Origin of the sequence: Gellertiella hungarica (assembly GCF_014197145.1) — a bacterium.
GTDB classification, from domain to species: domain Bacteria; phylum Pseudomonadota; class Alphaproteobacteria; order Rhizobiales; family Rhizobiaceae; genus Gellertiella; species Gellertiella hungarica.
The window spans coordinates 121,098-139,001 of sequence record NZ_JACIEZ010000008.1; the positions used below are offsets into that span (position 1 = coordinate 121,098).

Annotated in this window: 14 protein-coding genes and 1 riboswitch; of the genes, 11 read left to right on the plus strand and 3 right to left on the minus strand. The window is 62.6% G+C overall.

Going from position 1 to position 17,904, the window contains the following annotated elements:
* Nucleotides 1–15 precede the first annotated feature (15 nt).
* Both GGR23_RS17325 and GGR23_RS17330 read right to left on the minus strand, forming a co-directional pair.
* Nucleotides 16–1,530, minus strand: a complete 1,515-nt coding sequence (locus tag GGR23_RS17325; protein WP_183367592.1) for a glycerol-3-phosphate dehydrogenase — start codon at nucleotides 1,528–1,530, stop codon at nucleotides 16–18.
* A gap of 72 nt (nucleotides 1,531–1,602) precedes the next feature.
* Entirely contained in the window at nucleotides 1,603–3,171 is a 1,569-nt protein-coding gene (locus tag GGR23_RS17330) for an FGGY-family carbohydrate kinase (protein WP_183367593.1), read from the minus strand.
* A gap of 872 nt (nucleotides 3,172–4,043) precedes the next feature.
* Here GGR23_RS17330 and GGR23_RS17335 point away from each other — a divergent pair.
* The 9 genes from GGR23_RS17335 (at nucleotide 4,044) to GGR23_RS17375 (ending at nucleotide 14,373) form a co-directional block, all read left to right on the plus strand.
* Complete coding sequence (locus tag GGR23_RS17335; RefSeq protein WP_183367594.1) at nucleotides 4,044–4,700, plus strand: DUF2291 family protein; 657 nt, start codon at nucleotides 4,044–4,046, stop codon at nucleotides 4,698–4,700.
* Nucleotides 4,697–6,226: a sugar ABC transporter ATP-binding protein gene (locus GGR23_RS17340; RefSeq protein WP_183367595.1), complete on the plus strand. Its 1,530-nt coding sequence runs from the start codon at nucleotides 4,697–4,699 to the stop codon at nucleotides 6,224–6,226. The genes GGR23_RS17335 and GGR23_RS17340 overlap by 4 nt, the downstream gene beginning before the upstream one ends.
* Nucleotides 6,227–6,249: 23 nt before the next feature.
* Nucleotides 6,250–7,299 (plus strand): ABC transporter permease, encoded by a 1,050-nt coding sequence (locus GGR23_RS17345; RefSeq protein WP_183367596.1) that lies wholly within the window; start codon nucleotides 6,250–6,252, stop codon nucleotides 7,297–7,299.
* Nucleotides 7,300–7,416: 117 nt separating this feature from the next.
* Nucleotides 7,417–8,364 (plus strand): D-ribose ABC transporter substrate-binding protein, encoded by a 948-nt coding sequence (locus GGR23_RS17350; RefSeq protein ID WP_183367597.1) that lies wholly within the window; start codon nucleotides 7,417–7,419, stop codon nucleotides 8,362–8,364.
* A gap of 249 nt (nucleotides 8,365–8,613) precedes the next feature.
* Nucleotides 8,614–9,423, plus strand: a complete 810-nt coding sequence (locus tag GGR23_RS17355) for a DeoR/GlpR family DNA-binding transcription regulator (RefSeq protein WP_183367598.1) — start codon at nucleotides 8,614–8,616, stop codon at nucleotides 9,421–9,423.
* Nucleotides 9,424–9,526: 103 nt separating this feature from the next.
* Nucleotides 9,527–11,053 carry an FGGY-family carbohydrate kinase gene (locus GGR23_RS17360; protein ID WP_183367599.1) on the plus strand — a complete coding sequence of 509 codons (1,527 nt, stop codon included), beginning with the start codon at nucleotides 9,527–9,529 and terminating at the stop codon, nucleotides 11,051–11,053.
* Nucleotides 11,050–11,826 carry a DeoR/GlpR family DNA-binding transcription regulator gene (locus GGR23_RS17365; RefSeq protein ID WP_183367600.1) on the plus strand — a complete coding sequence of 259 codons (777 nt, stop codon included), beginning with the start codon at nucleotides 11,050–11,052 and terminating at the stop codon, nucleotides 11,824–11,826. The genes GGR23_RS17360 and GGR23_RS17365 overlap by 4 nt, the downstream gene beginning before the upstream one ends.
* Nucleotides 11,823–13,526 carry a glycerol-3-phosphate dehydrogenase/oxidase gene (locus GGR23_RS17370; RefSeq protein WP_183367601.1) on the plus strand — a complete coding sequence of 568 codons (1,704 nt, stop codon included), beginning with the start codon at nucleotides 11,823–11,825 and terminating at the stop codon, nucleotides 13,524–13,526. The genes GGR23_RS17365 and GGR23_RS17370 overlap by 4 nt, the downstream gene beginning before the upstream one ends.
* A gap of 86 nt (nucleotides 13,527–13,612) precedes the next feature.
* A riboswitch (FMN riboswitch) is annotated at nucleotides 13,613–13,758 on the plus strand.
* A gap of 138 nt (nucleotides 13,759–13,896) precedes the next feature.
* Nucleotides 13,897–14,373 (plus strand): 6,7-dimethyl-8-ribityllumazine synthase, encoded by a 477-nt coding sequence (locus GGR23_RS17375; RefSeq protein WP_183367602.1) that lies wholly within the window; start codon nucleotides 13,897–13,899, stop codon nucleotides 14,371–14,373.
* Between the two features lie 35 nt (nucleotides 14,374–14,408).
* On the opposite strand, the gene GGR23_RS17380 is transcribed toward GGR23_RS17375, so the two are convergent.
* Complete coding sequence (locus GGR23_RS17380) at nucleotides 14,409–15,113, minus strand: transcriptional regulator NanR (RefSeq protein ID WP_183367637.1); 705 nt, start codon at nucleotides 15,111–15,113, stop codon at nucleotides 14,409–14,411.
* Nucleotides 15,114–15,261: 148 nt separating this feature from the next.
* On the opposite strand from GGR23_RS17380, the gene oiaX reads away from it, so the two are divergent.
* The gene (gene oiaX, locus GGR23_RS17385; RefSeq protein ID WP_183367603.1) at nucleotides 15,262–16,518 is read left to right on the plus strand and encodes a 3-oxo-isoapionate-4-phosphate decarboxylase OiaX; all 1,257 of its coding nucleotides are present in this window, start codon (nucleotides 15,262–15,264) and stop codon (nucleotides 16,516–16,518) included.
* 2 nt (nucleotides 16,519–16,520) lie between these two features.
* Complete coding sequence (locus tag GGR23_RS17390) at nucleotides 16,521–17,852, plus strand: four-carbon acid sugar kinase family protein (RefSeq protein ID WP_183367604.1); 1,332 nt, start codon at nucleotides 16,521–16,523, stop codon at nucleotides 17,850–17,852.
* Nucleotides 17,853–17,904 lie beyond the last annotated feature (52 nt).

The window sequence follows — 17,904 nt, forward strand, 5'->3', positions numbered from 1 at the left end:
GGTCTATCCTTGAATTCAGGCGGCGGCGCGGTCGAACTCGGCAGCGAACCAGCTCTCGAACGCCGCCTTCTCTTCAGGCGTCAGATGCAGGGCCTGCTTTGTGCGCCGGACAAGCACGTCTTCTGCCGTCTCGGCCCATTCCCGCGCCACCAGGTAGCGGACTTCCGCTTCGTAGAGATCGGCACCGAAATGACGGCCCAGTCCGTCCAGGCCGGTTGCGCCGGCCACGATCTGCTTCAGGCGCGCGCCGTAAAGACGCCCATAATGCTGCATCAGGCTGCGTGGCATCCAGGGATAGGCGGACTTCGTCGCATCGATGAAGCGGACATAGTCGGCGTCCGGTATTTCCCCGCCCGGCAATGTCGCCGTTCTCGTCCAGTCGGGCCCCATCCTGGGGAAATGGACGGCGATCTTCTGCAGCGCATGTTCGGAGAGCTTGCGGAACGTGGTGATCTTGCCGCCGAAGACATTGAGGATGGGCGCACCGCCGGTCTCGTCGAGATCGAAGACATAGTCCCGGGTGACGGCCGAGGGGTTGCCCTTGCCATCGTCGAACAGAGGGCGCACGCCCGAGAAGCTGGTGATCACATCCTTGCGGCTCAGCTTTTCCTTGAAATACCGGTTTACGGCGGCGATGAGATAATCGATCTCCGCCTCGTCTGCCTGCACCTCCTCCGGCCGGCCCTCATAGGGAATGTCCGTGGTGCCGATCAGCGCCTTGTCACCCTCATAGGGATTGATGAAGATGACCCGCTTGTCGTGGTTCTGGACGAGGTAGGCCTGGCTGCCTTCCCAGAACTTCGGCACGATGATGTGGCTGCCCTTCACCAGCCGCACATTGCGGCTGCTGTTCGAACCGGCCACCCGGCCGACGATATCGTTGACCCAAGGACCGCCGGCATTGACGATCAGGCGTGCGCGCACTGTCTCGGTTGCGCCCGTCCGCTCGTTGCGCATGGTCACCGTCCATGCACCATTGTCCCGGCGGGCGCTGATGCAGGCGGTGCGGGTCAGCACGCGCGCGCCCCTTTCGGCAGCATCCAGCGCGTTGAGGACCACGAGGCGGGCATCGTCCACCCAGCAGTCGGAATATTCGAAACCCCTCGTGTACTTGCCCAGGATCGGCGCGCCCTCCGGATCGCGACGGAGATCGAGGCTGCGCGTTCCCGGGAGCCGCTTGCGACCGCCGAGATGATCATACAGGAAGAGACCCAGGCGGACGAGCCATGCCGGACGGTCATCAGGGCTGTGGGGAAGCACGAAGCGCATCGGCCAGATGATGTGGCTGGCGGAATTCAGCAGCACCTCGCGTTCGATCAGCGCTTCGCGGACCAGACGGAACTCGTAATATTCCAGATAGCGCAGACCGCCATGGACCAGCTTGCCGGACCGGGAGGATGTGCCTTCGGCCAGATCACCCTTCTCGCAGAGGATGACGGAAAGGCCGCGGCCGGCCGCATCACGGGCAATCCCCGCACCGTTGATCCCTCCGCCGATCACGAAAAGATCGACCATACTTGCATCTGCCATCACATTCTCCTCGGGATGCGCTTGTCGCACCCGCTCATCTTGATAGGGACGTCTGCCGAACGTCCTTCATGTTCAGGACGCGCCGCGCCCCTGTTCCGCAGCCAGCGCATCCCAAATGGAAGGCAAGCTTTGCCGCGTGTTGACGTAAGAGGGATAGAGCCGGTCATACCGGTCAGCGAGTTCACCGGAGGGTGCCTCCGCCTCCCCGAGCAGGGGCGTGACCCAATCCGCGATACAGGCATCCATGCCGTCATAGGCGCCGATGGCCACGGCCGCCATCATGGCCGCACCCGCAGCGCCCGCCTCTTCCCGCGCGGAGATCCGCACCGGTGCCCGCACGGCAGCGGACAACTGGGAGCGCAGTGCCCGGGACCGGGCAGCACCGCCCGTCAGCCGCAGCTCCGACGGCATTTCACCCATGGCCGAGTAGCAATCGCGCGTGGCCATGCCGAGCCCCTCGATCACCGCCCGCAGAAGATCGGGAAAGCGATGGCGCATGGACAGGCCGACAAATCCGGCGCGGGCATCCGCATTCACGAAGGGTCCGCGCTCTCCTGCCTCGGAAATATATGGGTGGTAGAGAACGGCGCCCGGCTGCGCGGCTGCCATCCAGCCATCGATCCTGGCAACGAGGTCCGCATGGGATGCCGCCGCGCCGAACTCGGTCAGCAGTTCCCCGGCAAGGCCCAGCACCCAGTCGATGTTGAGCGTTGCGCTCATATTGGTCTGGACCTGCGTGACGATACCAGGGATCGGCAGACAGATCACGTATCCCGTTCCCTCCGCATTGAGGGCAACCGCGTCCACAGGCTTTGCCTGCGTATGCACACCCGTCGAGCCGATGGTCGAACAGGCCGCATTGAGGCCGCCGGTACGGACGCCGGCACCGAGAGCCGTCATCACCATGTCCACATAGCCGAGCGATACGGGGGTCCCTTCGAGCAGGCCCGTTGCCGAAGCAGCAGCTGCCGTCAACCCGTGGGTAATCTGCGTTCCATCGATGATTTCCGGCAGAAGATGGCGCCGATGCTCGAGCCCGAGCGAAGCGATCACGGTGTCGTCGTACCGGCGATTGCGAAAATTGCCGAAGGTAAAGCTGGCCTCGGAGGGGTCCGTTGCACGGATGCCGGTCAGGTTGAGATAGAGCCAGTCCTTGCAGTGCAGGGCTACTTCCGTCCGGTCGAGCAGGTCCGCCGCATGCCTGTCCATGTGGGCCATCTGACTGCCCTGCTGGCACGTATTCAGGCCCGTTCCGGTCGCTTCGAAGCGGGCACGATCGGCAGCACCGGCCGAAAGCCGGCGTACGGTCGGTGCGGCGCGCGCATCGAGCCAGAGCCACGCATTCGCCACGGGCCTGTTGCCGCTGCCCACCAGCCATGTTCCATCGCCCTGGGCAGTCACGGAGATCGCGGCAGTGCGCCGCGCAAGCCCCTCCACCTTCAGCGCCAGACCCTTGAGGGCGGCAACGCAATCTGCCCAGGTCTGCTCAAGCGACTGGGTTGCCGAGCCATCGGCCCCCATCGCATAGCGATTGCGCACGGACGACGTCTCGAGCTGTTCACCGCGAAGGCCGAAGGCGACAGCCTTGATCACGGACGTTCCGGCATCGATGCCGATGATCAGATCACGCATGTCAACCATGGCGCTCTCCCTGCAGCGGCGCCCATAGCCTTTGATACCGAATGCCGATCATCCCTTGCATCCTCCTCCCGCGCTCCTCGAACCGGCTCCCGAAGGACGCCAGGTCCGCATACTGGGCAGTTCCCGCACACTCAGCAACGAGCGACACGAGCGCATGGGTCACCCGGAAGCCAAAACCGCCGGAGACATATCCCACAATGATAACGCGAGATCCGTAATATTTTTCTGCTTACGAATTTTTTTTCATACTCGTCCCGTCCTGTCAACAGCCTCCCGGAAGGAAAACACCACTCCAGCGCCTGAGGGTCGCGAGACGTCCGCAAGAGCACTGACACCTGTCCGTCAGCATCGCCACGCGAACTTCGACACAAGCCTTGCCTTCGACGGGAATATCTGGATAATTTACTGACAATATTGACTATTTCTCAGTTCTCCTTCTGCCGGACACGCACCTCGCAGGTCCTGCACTGTCCCCCGGACATATTTTGCGCCGCACCCATAACCCGACCTAGACGAGTGCATCGCAGCACATTTTTTGCGCAGATTTTGCCCGCTCAACCAGCAGAGAGGTGCCGAAAGCGGCATTGACAGGCCCCTCCTTTTATACCATCCTTTGTTATGTTGATAACACAGATCTATCACATCATGAGATTTCAAGGATGGGCGAGCGGGGCGCGGGAGGAACGTGCGGCTGGCGCCCGAGCAGGTGGAGGAGATTCCATGAAGGATTTGGTCGCCATGATCATCCCTCAGCTTCGCGGAGCCATCGGTGGCTCTCGCCTGTTCTCGAGCGTTTTTCACAGCTGACGACTGCACACCCGCCAGACCGACTGGCCCGAACGGACCGTAACGAACTGCAAGGTTGAACCCCCATGAGCTCCCAGGCTGAAGCCACCTCGTCGAAAGCGCCTCTAGCTTCAAGGCGTGTGCTGCTGAGCATCGCCGCCGGCCTGGTGGTGATTGCGGCGATCGCACTGGATACGACGGTCGTGAAGATCGGCTCCGAGCACGACGTCCAGGTGAAGAGCTTCTCGGCACCCGCATTCGGTGCGGAACAGTTTCCGAAGACTCAGGCCGACATCCTGAAGCGTGCCGCTCCCGCCGCCGAACTCCTCGCCGCCATCACCGCCGACAAGGCTGCCGCAAGCAAGAAGTATGGTGTTGCGACCAGCGTGGGTCCCGTCATTCCCGTGAGCTTCAAGGGCGTCGTGGGAGAGCGCAAGGGCAACATGCATGTCGTGAAGGTCGAGGGCCTGCCGGAGGATATCGTCGTTCGCGTGCAGACTGGCCCGGCCATCAACGGCACGGACCTGCGCGACGCCACCGGCACGATCGAATTCGGGCAGTTCAAGAACCAGATCGAGTACCAGGACGCCGGCTCCGCCATCAACAACGAGATGAAGAAGCAGGTTCTCTCCGCCTTCGATCCGGCGACCCTTACGGGAAAGACCGTCGAGATCACGGGGGTCTTCAAGCTGATAAACCCGAAGGGCTGGATGGTGACGCCGGTGAAGGTGAACGTGCAATGAGCGCAACGGACCAGATCGGCGAAGTGGTTCTGGCGGCGCGCAACATCGCCAAATCCTACGGAAACGTCCACGCGCTCAAGGGAGTGAACTTCGAGGTTCACCGCGGGCAGGTAACCACCCTTTTCGGAGAGAACGGGGCAGGCAAGTCGACCCTGATGAAGATCCTCTCCGGCGTCGTCCAGCCCACCTCGGGCGAAATCATCCTCGATGGAAAGCCGGTGGTCTTCTCGTCCTCGTCGCATGCCCGCGACAGCGGCATCTCCATCATTCACCAGGAATTGTCGCTCGCACCGAACATGAACGTGCGGGACAACATCTTCATGGGCCGGGAGATCATGACGTCGACCGGCGTAGACTTCGCCGAGGAAGAGCGGCAGACGCGCGCCCTCATGGCCGAACTCGAAGAGGACATCGATCCGCTCACGCTGGTCGAAGACCTGCGCCTCGGACAGCAGCAGATCGTGGAAATTGCCCGGGCCCTTTCGGTCAATTCCCGGATCCTGATCATGGATGAGCCCACCTCGGCCCTGAGCGCGACCGAGGTCGAAGTGCTCTTCAAGGTCATCCGCGACCTGAAGAGCAAGGGCGTCTCGATCGTCTACATCTCGCACCACCTGGAGGAGGCCCTTCAGATCACCAACCACGCCGTCGTCCTGCGCGACGGAAACATGACCGCCTATGCGGAGCGCAAGGACATCGATCTGGAGTGGATCGTCCGCAACATGGTGGGCGAAAACTTCGATCTCGGCACGCCCCCCACGGGTCACGCCATCGGTGACGTGGCCCTTTCCGTCGAAAATCTCTGCGTTCCCGATGCCGCCGGTGCCGGTTACAACGTGGTGGACAACATGTCGCTCAGCGTTCGCGCCGGCGAGGTCGTCTGCATTTACGGCCTGATGGGTGCGGGACGCACGGAGCTCCTCGAATGCGTTGCCGGCCGGCTCCCGGCATCGTCAGGACGGGTGCGGCTCAAGGGACAGGAAGTATCGGGTCTTTCCATCGCAGAGCGAATAGACCGCGGCCTTGTCCTCGTGCCGGAGGACCGCCAGCGCGACGGACTCGTCCAGACCATGTCCGTCGGACAGAATCTTTCGCTCGCCAGCATCGGCAATTTCGTCCGCGGCCTTTTCACCTCGCGGAGCGCCGAACAGGCGATCGTCGACGAGGCGATCCGCAAAGTTCATATCAAGACCGATGGGGGCGCGGCAGCCATCGGCTCGCTGTCCGGCGGAAACCAGCAGAAGGTGGTGATCGGCAAGATGCTGGCCACCAACCCGGAGGTCATCCTTCTGGACGAACCCAGCCGCGGGATCGACATCGGCGCGAAATCGGAAGTCTTCAAGCTTCTGGCGGAACGCGCCAGGAGCGGGCTTGCCGTCATCTACTCCACCTCGGAAGTGGGCGAGTGCCTCTCCATCGCCCATCGCATCATCGTCATGCGCCGCGGGCGCATCTCGGCGGAATTCACGTCGGACGTCACCAAAGAAAAGATCATGGCCGCCTCGGGCGAGTCCGTGGCCCACTAGCCTGAATACATGGAGCGCTGATCATGTCAGTCACCAACGCAAAAACCTCTCAGGCGGCACCGGCCAAAAGGTCTTTCGATCTCGGCCATCTGCTGCTGGAAGGCCGCGCCTTCTTCGCGCTCATCGTCATCATCGCGGTGTTCTCCTTCCTGTCGCCCTACTACTTCACGCTCAACAATTTCCTGATCATGGCGTCGCATGTGGCCATCTTCGGCCTTCTCGCCATCGGGATGCTGCTCGTGATCCTGAACGGGGGCATCGACCTGTCGGTTGGCTCGACACTGGGGCTTTGCGGCGTGGTCGCGGGATACCTGATGAAGGGCGTCACCCTGAACTATTTCGGCGTCATTCTCTACCCGCCGGTCTGGGCGGTGGTCGTTCTGACCTGTGCGCTGGGCGCCCTGATCGGAGCAGTGAACGGCGTTCTTATCGCCTATCTGCGCGTCCCGGCTTTCGTGGCAACGCTGGGCGTACTGTACTGCGCCCGGGGTTTTGCACTGCTGATGACCAACGGGCTGACCTTCAACAATCTTTCGGGTCGCCCCGAGCTCGGCAATACCGGTTTCGACTGGCTTGGTTTCAACCGTCTGTTCGGCGTGCCGATCGGCGTGCTGGTGCTGGCGACGCTCGCGATCCTCTGCGGGATCATGCTGTCGAAATCGGCCTTCGGGCGATGGCTCTACGCATCGGGCGGCAACGAACGCGCCGCCGATCTCTCGGGCGTACCGGTGAAGCGCGTCAAGATCACCGTCTATGTGCTCTCGGGCATCTGTGCGGCCATTGCAGGCCTGGTCCTCTCGTCGCAGCTCACCTCGGCAGGACCGACCGCCGGCACCACCTACGAGCTGACCGCAATTGCAGCCGTCGTGATCGGAGGCGCTGCCCTCACCGGCGGGCGCGGGACGATCCGTGGCACCATGCTTGGCGCCTTCGTGATCGGCTTCCTCTCGGACGGCCTCGTGATCATCGGCGTCTCGTCCTACTGGCAGACGGTGTTTACCGGCGCGGTCATCGTTCTCGCCGTTCTGCTCAACAGCATCCAATACGGTGGCCGTCGGGCAAAATCCGCCTGACGTCCATTTTCCGACCTTCTCCGCCACGGCCGAACGAAAAATCGAAGGCGCGCCAGCTGCGGGAAAGCACCGCCGGGTGACCGGCAAACGACCAAGCTCATCAAATGGGAGAGAGACATGTTCAAGAAAACCAAGAGCGTCCTGCTGGCCGCAGCCGCTGCAGCAACCATGTTCGCCAGCTCGGCCTGGGCCGACGGCCTGATGACCATCATCGTCAACGACCCGGCCAACCCCTACTGGCTGACCGAAGGCAACGTGGCCAAGGAAACCGCCGAAAAGCTCGGCTACACGGCTTCCGTCAGCGCTCACAAGGGTGACACCAACACCGAAAGCACGCTGATCGACACCGCCATCACCAACAAGTCGGTCGCCATCATCCTCGACCCGGCCAATGCCGACGGTTCGGTTGGCGCCGTGAAGAAGGCCGTGGATGCCGGCATCCCCGTCTTCCTCGTAAACGCCGAGATCAACCAGGAAGGCCTGGCGAAGGCTCAGCTGGTTTCGAACAATGCACAGGGCGCTGCCCTCGGCGCTACCCAGTGGGTCGAAAGCGTCGGCCAGTCCGGCAAGTATGCCGAACTCTTCGGCAACCCGGCGGACAACAACGCCGCAACCCGTTCGAACGGCTATGAAACCGTGCTGACCCAGTATCCGGATCTCGTGAAGGCTGCCAAGGAAGTGGCCGACTGGGACCGCACCAAGGGCCACGACAAGATGCAGTCCATGCTGCAGGCAAACCCGGACATTATCGGCGTGATCTCCGGTAACGACGAAATGGCCCTCGGCGCCATCGCGGCACTCAAGGAAGCCGGCAAGCTCGCACAGGTCAAGGTGGGCGGCTTCGACGGTTCGCCGGACGCTGTTGCAGCCATCAAGGCTGGCGAAATGCAGTACACCGTCCTGCAGCCGGTTGCTGTCTTCTCCGCCGAAGCGGTGAAGCAGGCCGACAGCTTCATCAAGACCGGCAAGACCGGTGCTGCGACCGAAAAGCAGCTGTTCGACTGCCTCCTGATCACCAAGGATAACGTCGACAAGTATACCGGCCCGTTCACCCTGAGCCAGTAACCGATATCCCGGGAGGGCGCTTCCGGCGCCCTCCCTTTCCCCGGCTCGACCCGCCGGGACCAGACATGGCGCTGCAGCAAGGGTTGCGCGTCCGAAAACCGCAGAGAGGCTCGAGAACCGATCGCGCGCTGCTTCGTCGGCGCAGCGGCTCGCTTTTGCCTTTTGCCCGGATTTCGATGTAGGAGACTTCACCAATCAAGCGGGATTGCGGGGGGAGCCGTGACACAGAAAGCCAGAGTCGGGCAATTGATGGCGGACCAGGTGCCCAGCGACAGCCGGCACGCGCGCCAGATCGCCAGACGGCAATTGATCGCGGAAGCTGTTCTTGCTGAGGGCTCGATGCGCATCGAGGACCTCATGGAGCGGTTCGGCATTTCGCTGATGACCGCGCACCGCGATGTCGACGAACTCGTCAGCCGGGGCCTTTTCCGAAAAACCCGAGGCGTTGTCTCCGCCGCCCCGACAAGCCTGATCGAATCGAGCGATCTCTATCGTGCAACTCGGCAGGCTGCTGAAAAGAAGGCCATTGCCGAAGCCGCCCTGCAATTCATCGAGCCCGGACAGGCGGTCTTTTTCGATGATTCCACCACCGTCCTTCAAATGGCGACAGGGCTGCCGGCAAAGGTTCCGCTCACCGCGATCACCAACTCGCTGACCCTGATGAACGAGCTCAAGGATATCCGGGATGTAACCCTTCTCGGGCTCGGCGGGCAGTTTTACAACTGGTGCAACGCGTTCATGGGCCGGATGACCACCAACGAGATCCGCAGGCTACGGGCGGATACCGTGTTCATGTCGATGTCGGCGATCATGGACGACATCGTGTTCCACCAGTCACCGGAAATGGTGGAAACGAAACGTGCCATGTTCGATTGCGCGGCGCGGCGCATACTGCTTGCAGACCACACCAAGTTCGAACGACGCGCACTCCACAGCTTTGCGGCCCTCTCCGAGTTCGACATGGTGATCGTCGACGAGAACATCTCGCGCGAGCACCTGGAACGGATGAAGGCCAAGCGGATCAACGTGATCATTGCCCCGCTCTCCCGAACTGACTGAGATTATAACGTTAGATATCACAATACGTAACAAGAAATTGCGTTACGTTCTTCTCTGACTTGTGGTAACCCGGTGACGGAAACACGCATGGTGGAGAGTGCAAATGGCATTGCTTCTGGGCATCGATAACGGCCTTACGGTCACGAAGGCGGTAATCTTCGATGAAAGCGGCAGGGCGATAGCGGTTGCCAGACGGCGGGTTCCACAGGACATGCCTCAGCCGCGCTTTGTGGAACGGGACATGACCGGGCTCTGGCGGGCCACGGCCGAGGCAATCGCTGAGGCGATTGCCTTTTCCGCGCGTGCCGCATCCGAGATTGCAGGTGTGGCGGCCACCGCGCATGGGGATGGCGTCTATCTGCTCGACCGCGACCGCAATCCTCTCGGACCCGGGATCCTCTCCCTCGACAGCAGGGCAGGTGCCATTGCGGACCAATGGAATGCAGGCACAGTGGCGCGTGACGCGCTGAAGGTCACCGGTCAGCAACCGCATGCCTCTGCGCCCTCCGCCATTCTTGGCTGGATAAGGGAACACCAGCCGGAGCGCTTCTCGCGCATCGCCTATATCCTCGCCTGCAAGGATTGGCTGCGTTTCTGCCTGACCGGAACGATCGGAACGGACAGGACCGAAGCGAGCACCTCCTTCACCGACGTCCGGGGGCAGGATTATTCGCTTCAGGCGCTCCGGATCTTCGGTCTCGAGGCTCTGTTCGGTGCACTGCCGCCGGTGTCAGGGCCCGCCGACATCGTCGGTTATGTCAGCCGGGAAGCTGCCGCTGTCACCGGCCTTTGCGAGGGTACCCCGGTGGTCGCGGGCCTGCACGACGTCACGGCATCCGCGCTGGGCATCGGTGGTCATCGCGAGGGAACGGTCGCCATCGTGGCAGGCACCTACTCGATCAACGAGGTTCTGTCACGCGTGCCCAAGGTCGATCCCCGGTGGTTCTGCCGCAACGGCATCGACGCAGGCACCTGGAACAACATGTCGATCTCGCCGGCCTCGGCTGCCAATTACGACTGGTTCCTCGATACGCTCTGCCAGGACGCCCATCAGGAGGCGGCGCGCAGCGGAATGTCGGTGCATGATCTGCTCCGCGCCGAGATCGATCATGCCCGTCAGCGGCCGTCAGGCGTGCTTTTCCATCCCTTCCTCTTCGGATCCCCCTATGGCGCCCAGGCGAGCGCAGCATTTGCCGGCCTGCACGGATGGCATGGGCGGGGAGACATGCTGCGCGCCGTTCTTGAAGGCATTGCCTTCAATCACCGCATTCATGTCGAATCCCTGAGAGAGGGATTCGATGTCGAGGTGGCGCGATTGACCGGCGGGATATCGCGCAACCCTGCCTTCGCACAGCTTTTTGCCGATATCCTCGACATGCCTGTCACGGTTACCGAGACCGAGGAGGCCGCGGCCTGGGGTGCGACCCTCTGTGCAGGTGCCGGCGCGGGGCTTTTTTCCTCGCCCTTCGATGATCCCCGCGATCTCCAAGCCCTGTCTCGCGTCTATAAACCCGATGCGGCCCGGGCAGGTGACATGAATGAGCGATACGCGCTTTTCCTGGACATGGCGGCCGCCATGAAGCCGCTCTGGCCACGCATCGAGACCCTGGCCGAGAGGGGGCAGGCATGACACCAGAGAGAACGCGGATCGAGGCCATTGCCGACTTTGTCACCCAACGCGGAGAGGTGAGAATCGACGAACTCGCCGCCCATTTCGGCGTGTCGCGCATGACCATTCACCGGGACATCGACCGCCTTGCACAGCAGGGCGTTCTGCGAAAACTGCATGGGTCCGTCAGCGCTCAGCCTTCCGGAATCTACGAAAGCCATTTCCGCTACCGGTCGGGCGTCGCTTCGCGCGAGAAACAGGCACTCGCCGAAGCCGCCCTCTCCCATATCCAGCCAGGCCAGGTGATCATGCTGGACGATTCGACGACGGCCAGCGCCGTTGCCCCGCTTCTGGGAGCATGCGCTCCGCTGACGGTCGTCACCAACTCCGTGACCGCGTCGAACGTGCTTCGGGAGATGGACGAAATCGATCTGATCTCCGTCGGGGGGCAGTATCACCGCACCTACAATGCCTATATCGGTCACCTGTGCCTGAATGCCCTCCGGGGGCTGCGAACGGATCTTCTGATCTGCTCGGCCTCAGCCGTCCAGGGACTGTCGGCCTTCATTCAGGATCAGCAGGTGGTTGCGGTCAAACAGGCCATGATGGCCGCGGCAGCGCGAAAGATCCTGCTTCTCGATCATTCGAAGTTCGGAAAGACCGCCCTCCATCTCCTCGAGGATCTCACTGCCTTCGACGCCGTGCTGGTGACCGACGGCCTTCCACCGGCCGAAGCCGTATGGCTGGAAAAGGCCGGCGTACCCTTAATGCTCGTCAGGACAACCCGCACATGACATCTTCCTTCCAGGACGACATCCGGAACCGGCTTCGATCACTCGACGGCAGCGAAATCGACGTCTGCATCATCGGCGCCGGCATCAACGGTGCCGGGCTCTTCCGCGATCTTTGCGAACAGGGGCTGCGCTGCCTCATCGTTGACAAGGCGGATTTCGGATCGGGCACAAGCGCCGCTCCCTCGCGTCTCATCCACGGCGGCATCAAGTATCTCGAGACGGGGGAATTCCGGCTTGTGGCGCAATCGACGCTGGAGCGAAACCTTCTGCTGCGAAATGCGCCCCATCTGGTCGAGGCGCTTCCGACGGTCATTCCGGTCTTTTCGTGGATGAAGGGAGTCGGGGCGGCATTGCGGACGCTTTTCGGCTCGACCACGGCTCCCCGCAGCCGCGGCGCCCTTCTCGTCAAGATCGGCCTCTGGCTTTACGATTTCTACGGTTCGCGCGCCCGCGCGATGCCGCGCCACCGCATGATGATGAAATCCAGGGCGCTTGCGGACCTGCCTGCCCTGACGCCTGCAATCGTTGCGGCCGGTCTGTATTATGACGCCAAGATCAGCGCACCCGAGCGGCTGGTGATGGAACTCCTCAAGGACGGGATGGCCGCAAGCGGCGAGTCCGTCGCGCTCAACGGTGCGCGGCTGATCACATCGGAAGACGGCCGGCTGACCTTTCGTCGGCCAGGGGGCGATCTGCTGACAGTCCGGCCCCGCATCGTGGTCAACGCCGCCGGACCGTGGATCGACGAAGCCAACAGCCAGCTGGGAACGCCAACCCGTCTGATCGGCGGGACAAAGGGCTCCCACATCCTCCTGAAACACGACGAACTCGTGCGTCAGCTCGATGGGCGGATGATCTACTTCGAAGCCGATGACGGGCGGATCTGCCTGGTGTTCGACTATCTCGGACGTGCCCTCGTCGGATCGACCGACATAAAGGCCGCCAATCCCGAGGATGTCCGATGCGAGGACTGGGAAATCGACTATTTTCTGGAGAGCTTGAGAAGCCTGCTTCCGGGCCTGCGTTTCGACCGGGAGCAGATCGTCTATACCTATGCCGGCATCCGCCCGCTGCCGGCTTCGGATGCGGCCAATCCCGGCCTGATCAGCCGGGATCACAGCGCGCCTGTGCTGGAGCCCGTGCCCGGGCGTCCTTTCCCGGTCATTTCTCTCGTCGGCGGGAAATGGACAACCTTCCGCGGTTTTGCCGAAGAAGTGGCCGACCTCGTTCTTCAGCGGGTCGGAAAGCCGAGAAAGGTCTCGACACGCAGCTTGCCGATCGGCGGAGGGCGGGGAATGCCCCGTGACTTTGCAGCCCGGGCGGCATGGTCTTCGCAGCTCGCTGCGGAAACGGGCGTCACGCCGGAACGCGCGGAGGAACTGCTGGCGCGCTACGGCACAACGGCAGAAGCGATCCTCAAGGATCCGAGCCCCTATCCGGATGCCGACCGCTTGCCGGACGCACCGGATTATTCGCGGCGCGAGCTCGACTGGATCATCCGCAACGAGATGGTGGCTCATCTTTCGGACCTCGCCCTTCGACGGTGCATGCTGGCGGTACAGGGCCGCATGACCCGCCCGACGCTGGAGACCATGGCGGATCTGGCGGCAGATGCGCTGGGTTGGGATCAGGCGCGCAGGCAGAACGAACTGGCTGACGCCCTGCGGGTGCTGTCGGCCGATCATGGCGTTCGCCTGTGAACACAGCGTATCGCTGACAACGACGCAAATGCCCGTAGGGATGCCGCTTGAAAGCTTGTCCGGACCAACGGTAGTGGCTAGATTGGTATCGTTCTCAGGGCGGGGTGAAATTCCCCACCGGCGGTATCGGGCTTGTCCCGGAGCCCGCGAGCGCCTGCCCGAACGGGCAGGGTCAGCAGATCCGGTGACATGCCGGAGCCGACGGTTACAGTCCGGATGAAAGAGAACCGGCAGATCGGGTCGCCTCGCCAGGGCTGGCGTGCGCCCTCATGTGCCTGTTCGCCCAAGGGATCACCGGCATCTGCGGCAAGGCTGCAGTGCCCGATGGCAAACTTGCCGGAGACGGCAAACCCTTGAAAGGCAAAGAGACATGACCATGACCGTGAAACCCGAACGCAACCGCATCGCCGTGATCCGCGCGCGCTGGCACGCCGATATCGTCGACAATTGCGTTCATTCCTTCGTATCCGAATGGGCGAACCTGGGGGGCGACGCCGGCAATGTGGACATCATCGATGTTCCCGGCGCCCTCGAAATTCCGCTGCACGCCCAGACCCTGATCCGCACCGGCAAATACGCGGCAGTGCTGGGCGTGGCCTTTGTCGTGGACGGCGGAATCTACCGGCACGATTTCGTCGCCGGCACCGTTCTCGATGGCATGATGCGCGTCAGCCTGGATACCGAAACCCCTGTGCTTTCCGCCGTACTGACACCCCATAACTTCCAGGAGTCGGCGGCCCATATCGCCTTCTTCAAGGATCACTTCGTGATCAAGGGCAAGGAAGCCGCCCATGCAGCCCGGCAGATACTCGCTGCCCGGGCCGACATCGCCATGGCCGCAGCCTGACGGGAGGACGGAGGCCGGCTTCACCGGCCTCCGTCTCAGTGAGAATAGAGCGCCGCGGACCGCTCGAGATGCTTTCGCATTGCTTGCTCCGCACCATCCGCGTCGCGCGCCGCCAACCGCTCCAGAATGTCCCGATGCTCCGCGAGGGTGAGTTCTTCCTTGCCTGTCCAGATCAGCATGTCCGTGTGGTAGGTGCGAAGCCAGGCGAGCATTGCCTCGCTCAGGCCGCGGAAGATGGGATTGCCGGAAATGGCCGCAATGCGTGTATGGAATGCCATGTCGGCGGCAATGAAAGCTTCGGCATCGCCGAGTGCTCTCCTCTGCGTTTCCAGGATTTCCGCAAGATCGGCAATGTCTGAGTCACAGGCGCGCAGGGCAGCTTCATGGGCCATGCCCTTCTCGAAAAAGATCCGTGCCGCCTTCAGATGCTCGAGCGAATCCGTCGACTGCTGAAGCATGATCTTCGCTGTCAGGTCCACCTGTCGGAAGAGCGATTCCGCGGTAAGGCGGAGCACCCGGGCGCGTTCTCCATGGGAGATGCTCACCAGCCCCTTGCCCGCGAGGGCTTGCATGGCTTCGCGTATCGCGGGACGCCCCACACCGAACCGCTCCATCAGCTCCCGTTCGGACGGCATTTCATCACCGGGCTTCAGTTCGCCCGAGGTAATCATGCGCTCGAGACGGTCGAAGACTTCATCCGACAGCTTGCGGCGGACGATCTGTTCGGCTGGCTTTGTCATGGCTATCCGCTTGTTCATCATTTCCCTCTTATGCCTGCTCCCTGTCCGGAGGAAAAGAGAGCAGTCTGGGTCGGAGATTGCCCGTTGCAACATTGGCATACTCATTATACCAGTTGCTGTAAAGAAGCGCATGCCCGAGGACCCCGACATGATCATCGTGACCTACCGCATCGAAACAGGCGGCAGCATAGAGGCCATGGCAGCCAAGATTGCGAGCGACCAGTCCACAGGAACCTTCGTCGCCGTTCCCGGGGAGACCGAAGCACTGAAGAACCGCGTTGCGGCCCGCGTTCTCGCCATTCACGAACTGGCTCCGGCGAACCGGCCGTCATGGCCGGAGCCCGATGCGGAAGCAGGGCCGGTCAGGCGCGCCGATGTGGACATCGGCTTTCCCCTCGACGCAATTGGAACGGATCTCTCTGCGCTGATGACGATCGCGATCGGCGGCGTGTACTCCATACGCGGCATGAGCGGCATTCGCGTCATCGACATGAAGCTTCCTGCGGAATTCGGCAAGGCGCATCCGGGTCCGCAGTTCGGGATTTCCGGCAGCCGAAGGCTGACGGGCGTCGAGGGTCGGCCGATCATCGGGACCATCGTCAAGCCGGCGCTTGGCCTTCTTCCCGAAGAAACGGCGGCGCTGGTCGGGGACCTCCTCCAGGCCGATGTCGATTTCATCAAGGATGATGAGAAGCTGATGAGCCCCGCCTATTCCCCGCTCGAGCATCGCGTGAAGGCGATCATGCCGCGGATTCTGGATCACGAGCAGAAAACCGGCAAGAAGGTCATGTACGCTTTCGGAATAAGCCATACCGACCCTGACCAGATGATGCGCAATCATGACATGGTGCTGGCAGCGGGCGGCAACTGCGCGGTCATCAATATCCAGTCGATCGGAATGGGTGGCATGGCCTTTCTGCGCAAGCGCTCGGGGCTGGTGTTGCACGCCCACAGGAACGGATGGGATGTACTGACCCGCCACCCCGGCATCGGCATGGACTTCCGGGTATACCAGCAGTTCTGGCGCCTCCTGGGTGTCGACCAGTTTCAGATCAACGGGATCGGGGTCAAATACTGGGAGCCGGACGACAGTTTCGTCCGGTCCTTCGAGGCGCTGCAGGCACCGCTCTTTTCACCGGACGATCGTCCGCTCCCGGTAGCCGGTTCGGGCCAATGGGGCGGGCAGGCACCGGAAACCTATCGTCGGACAGGACAAACCACCGATCTTCTCTATCTGTGCGGCGGCGGGATCGTCAGCCACCCCGCTGGACCGGGTGCCGGCGTTCGCGCCGTCCGTCAGGCCTGGGAGGCTGCGGTCGCGGGGATCGCACTCGATGAGTATGCGCGTGAGCATCCGGAACTGCAGCAATCGCTGGACAAGTTCGCCAACGCCAAGGACGCTTGACCATGCACAAACCGCTGCTTTCCTATTATGGCGACGACTTCACCGGCTCCACGGATGTCATGGAAGCACTGGCCTCCAACGGGGTGCCGACAGTGCTTTTTCTCGACGTACCGGATGACGCGCTCTTTGCCCGATTCGGCGATTTCAGGGCTTTCGGCCTTGCAGGAACCAGCCGAAGCCAGACACCCGAATGGATGTCCCGGGAGCTTCCGGCAATCTTTCGGTGGCTGGAGGGGCTAAAGGCAGACGTCAGTCATTACAAGGTCTGCTCCACTTTCGATTCCAGTCCCCGGATCGGAAACATCGGCAAAGCGATCGAGATCGGCATGGCCGCCTTTGGCGTCACGCATGTTCCGCTGATCGTCGGCACGCCCGAACTTCGGCGCTACACGGCCTTCGGCAATCTTTTCGCCGGATACCAGGACGGCATCTACCGCATCGACCGCCACCCGGTCATGAGCCGCCATCCGGTCACGCCGATGCATGAGGCGGACCTTGCCGTTCACCTTGCCGCACAGACGGATCTTCCCGTCCGGCTGGCCGACCTCGCGCTCCTGGCTTCCGTGGAGGCCGCGGATGCACTGGACCGCCTGATGGAGAAGGGCCCGGCCATCCTCCTCATGGATGTCGACAGCAGGGAAAGTCAGTTGACGGCCGGACGGCACCTCCTGCGCCTGATCGGAAGCGGCTGCCGTTTCGTGACGGGATCGTCCGGCATCGAATACGCCCTCATCCGCGCATGGCGCCAGGCCGGGATGATTGGCGAACCCGCCAGTTTCAAAGACGCGGGACCGGTGGAACGGATGGCTGCGGTTTCGGGCAGCGTCTCCCCGACAACGGAACGGCAAATCAGGCATGCAGCCTTGAACGGATTTGGCCTGGTGGCGGTGGATCCCGTCGCTCTCGCCCACGGCGATGCCGCTTCGATGGTGGAAAAGGCGTGCGCGGATGCGCTGCAGATTCTCAGGCAGGGCCGCAGCGTCCTGGTCCATACGGCCCTTGGACCATCGAGCGACAGGGGCGAAGCCCTCGACAGGGACCCGGAGGCCCGCCATCGGCTGGGGGCGGAACTCGGTCGACTTCTCCTCAGGCTGATCGAGGAGGAGAATCTGGGCCGCGCCGTCATCGCCGGGGGAGACACATCGAGCCATGCCCTCAGGGAGCTGAAGATCAAGGCCCTCACCACCTGCATGCCGCTGCCGGCCACGCCCGGATCGCCCCTTGCCGTCGCCCATGGGCCTCATCCGGCCACCAACGGGCTGCAGATCGCCCTGAAAGGCGGCCAGGTGGGGCGGGACGATTACTTCCTGCAGATCAGGGACGGGCGGCGGTAGGTGGAATACTCATTGACTCATCATACCAGTTACGTTAGCACCGGATCAGACC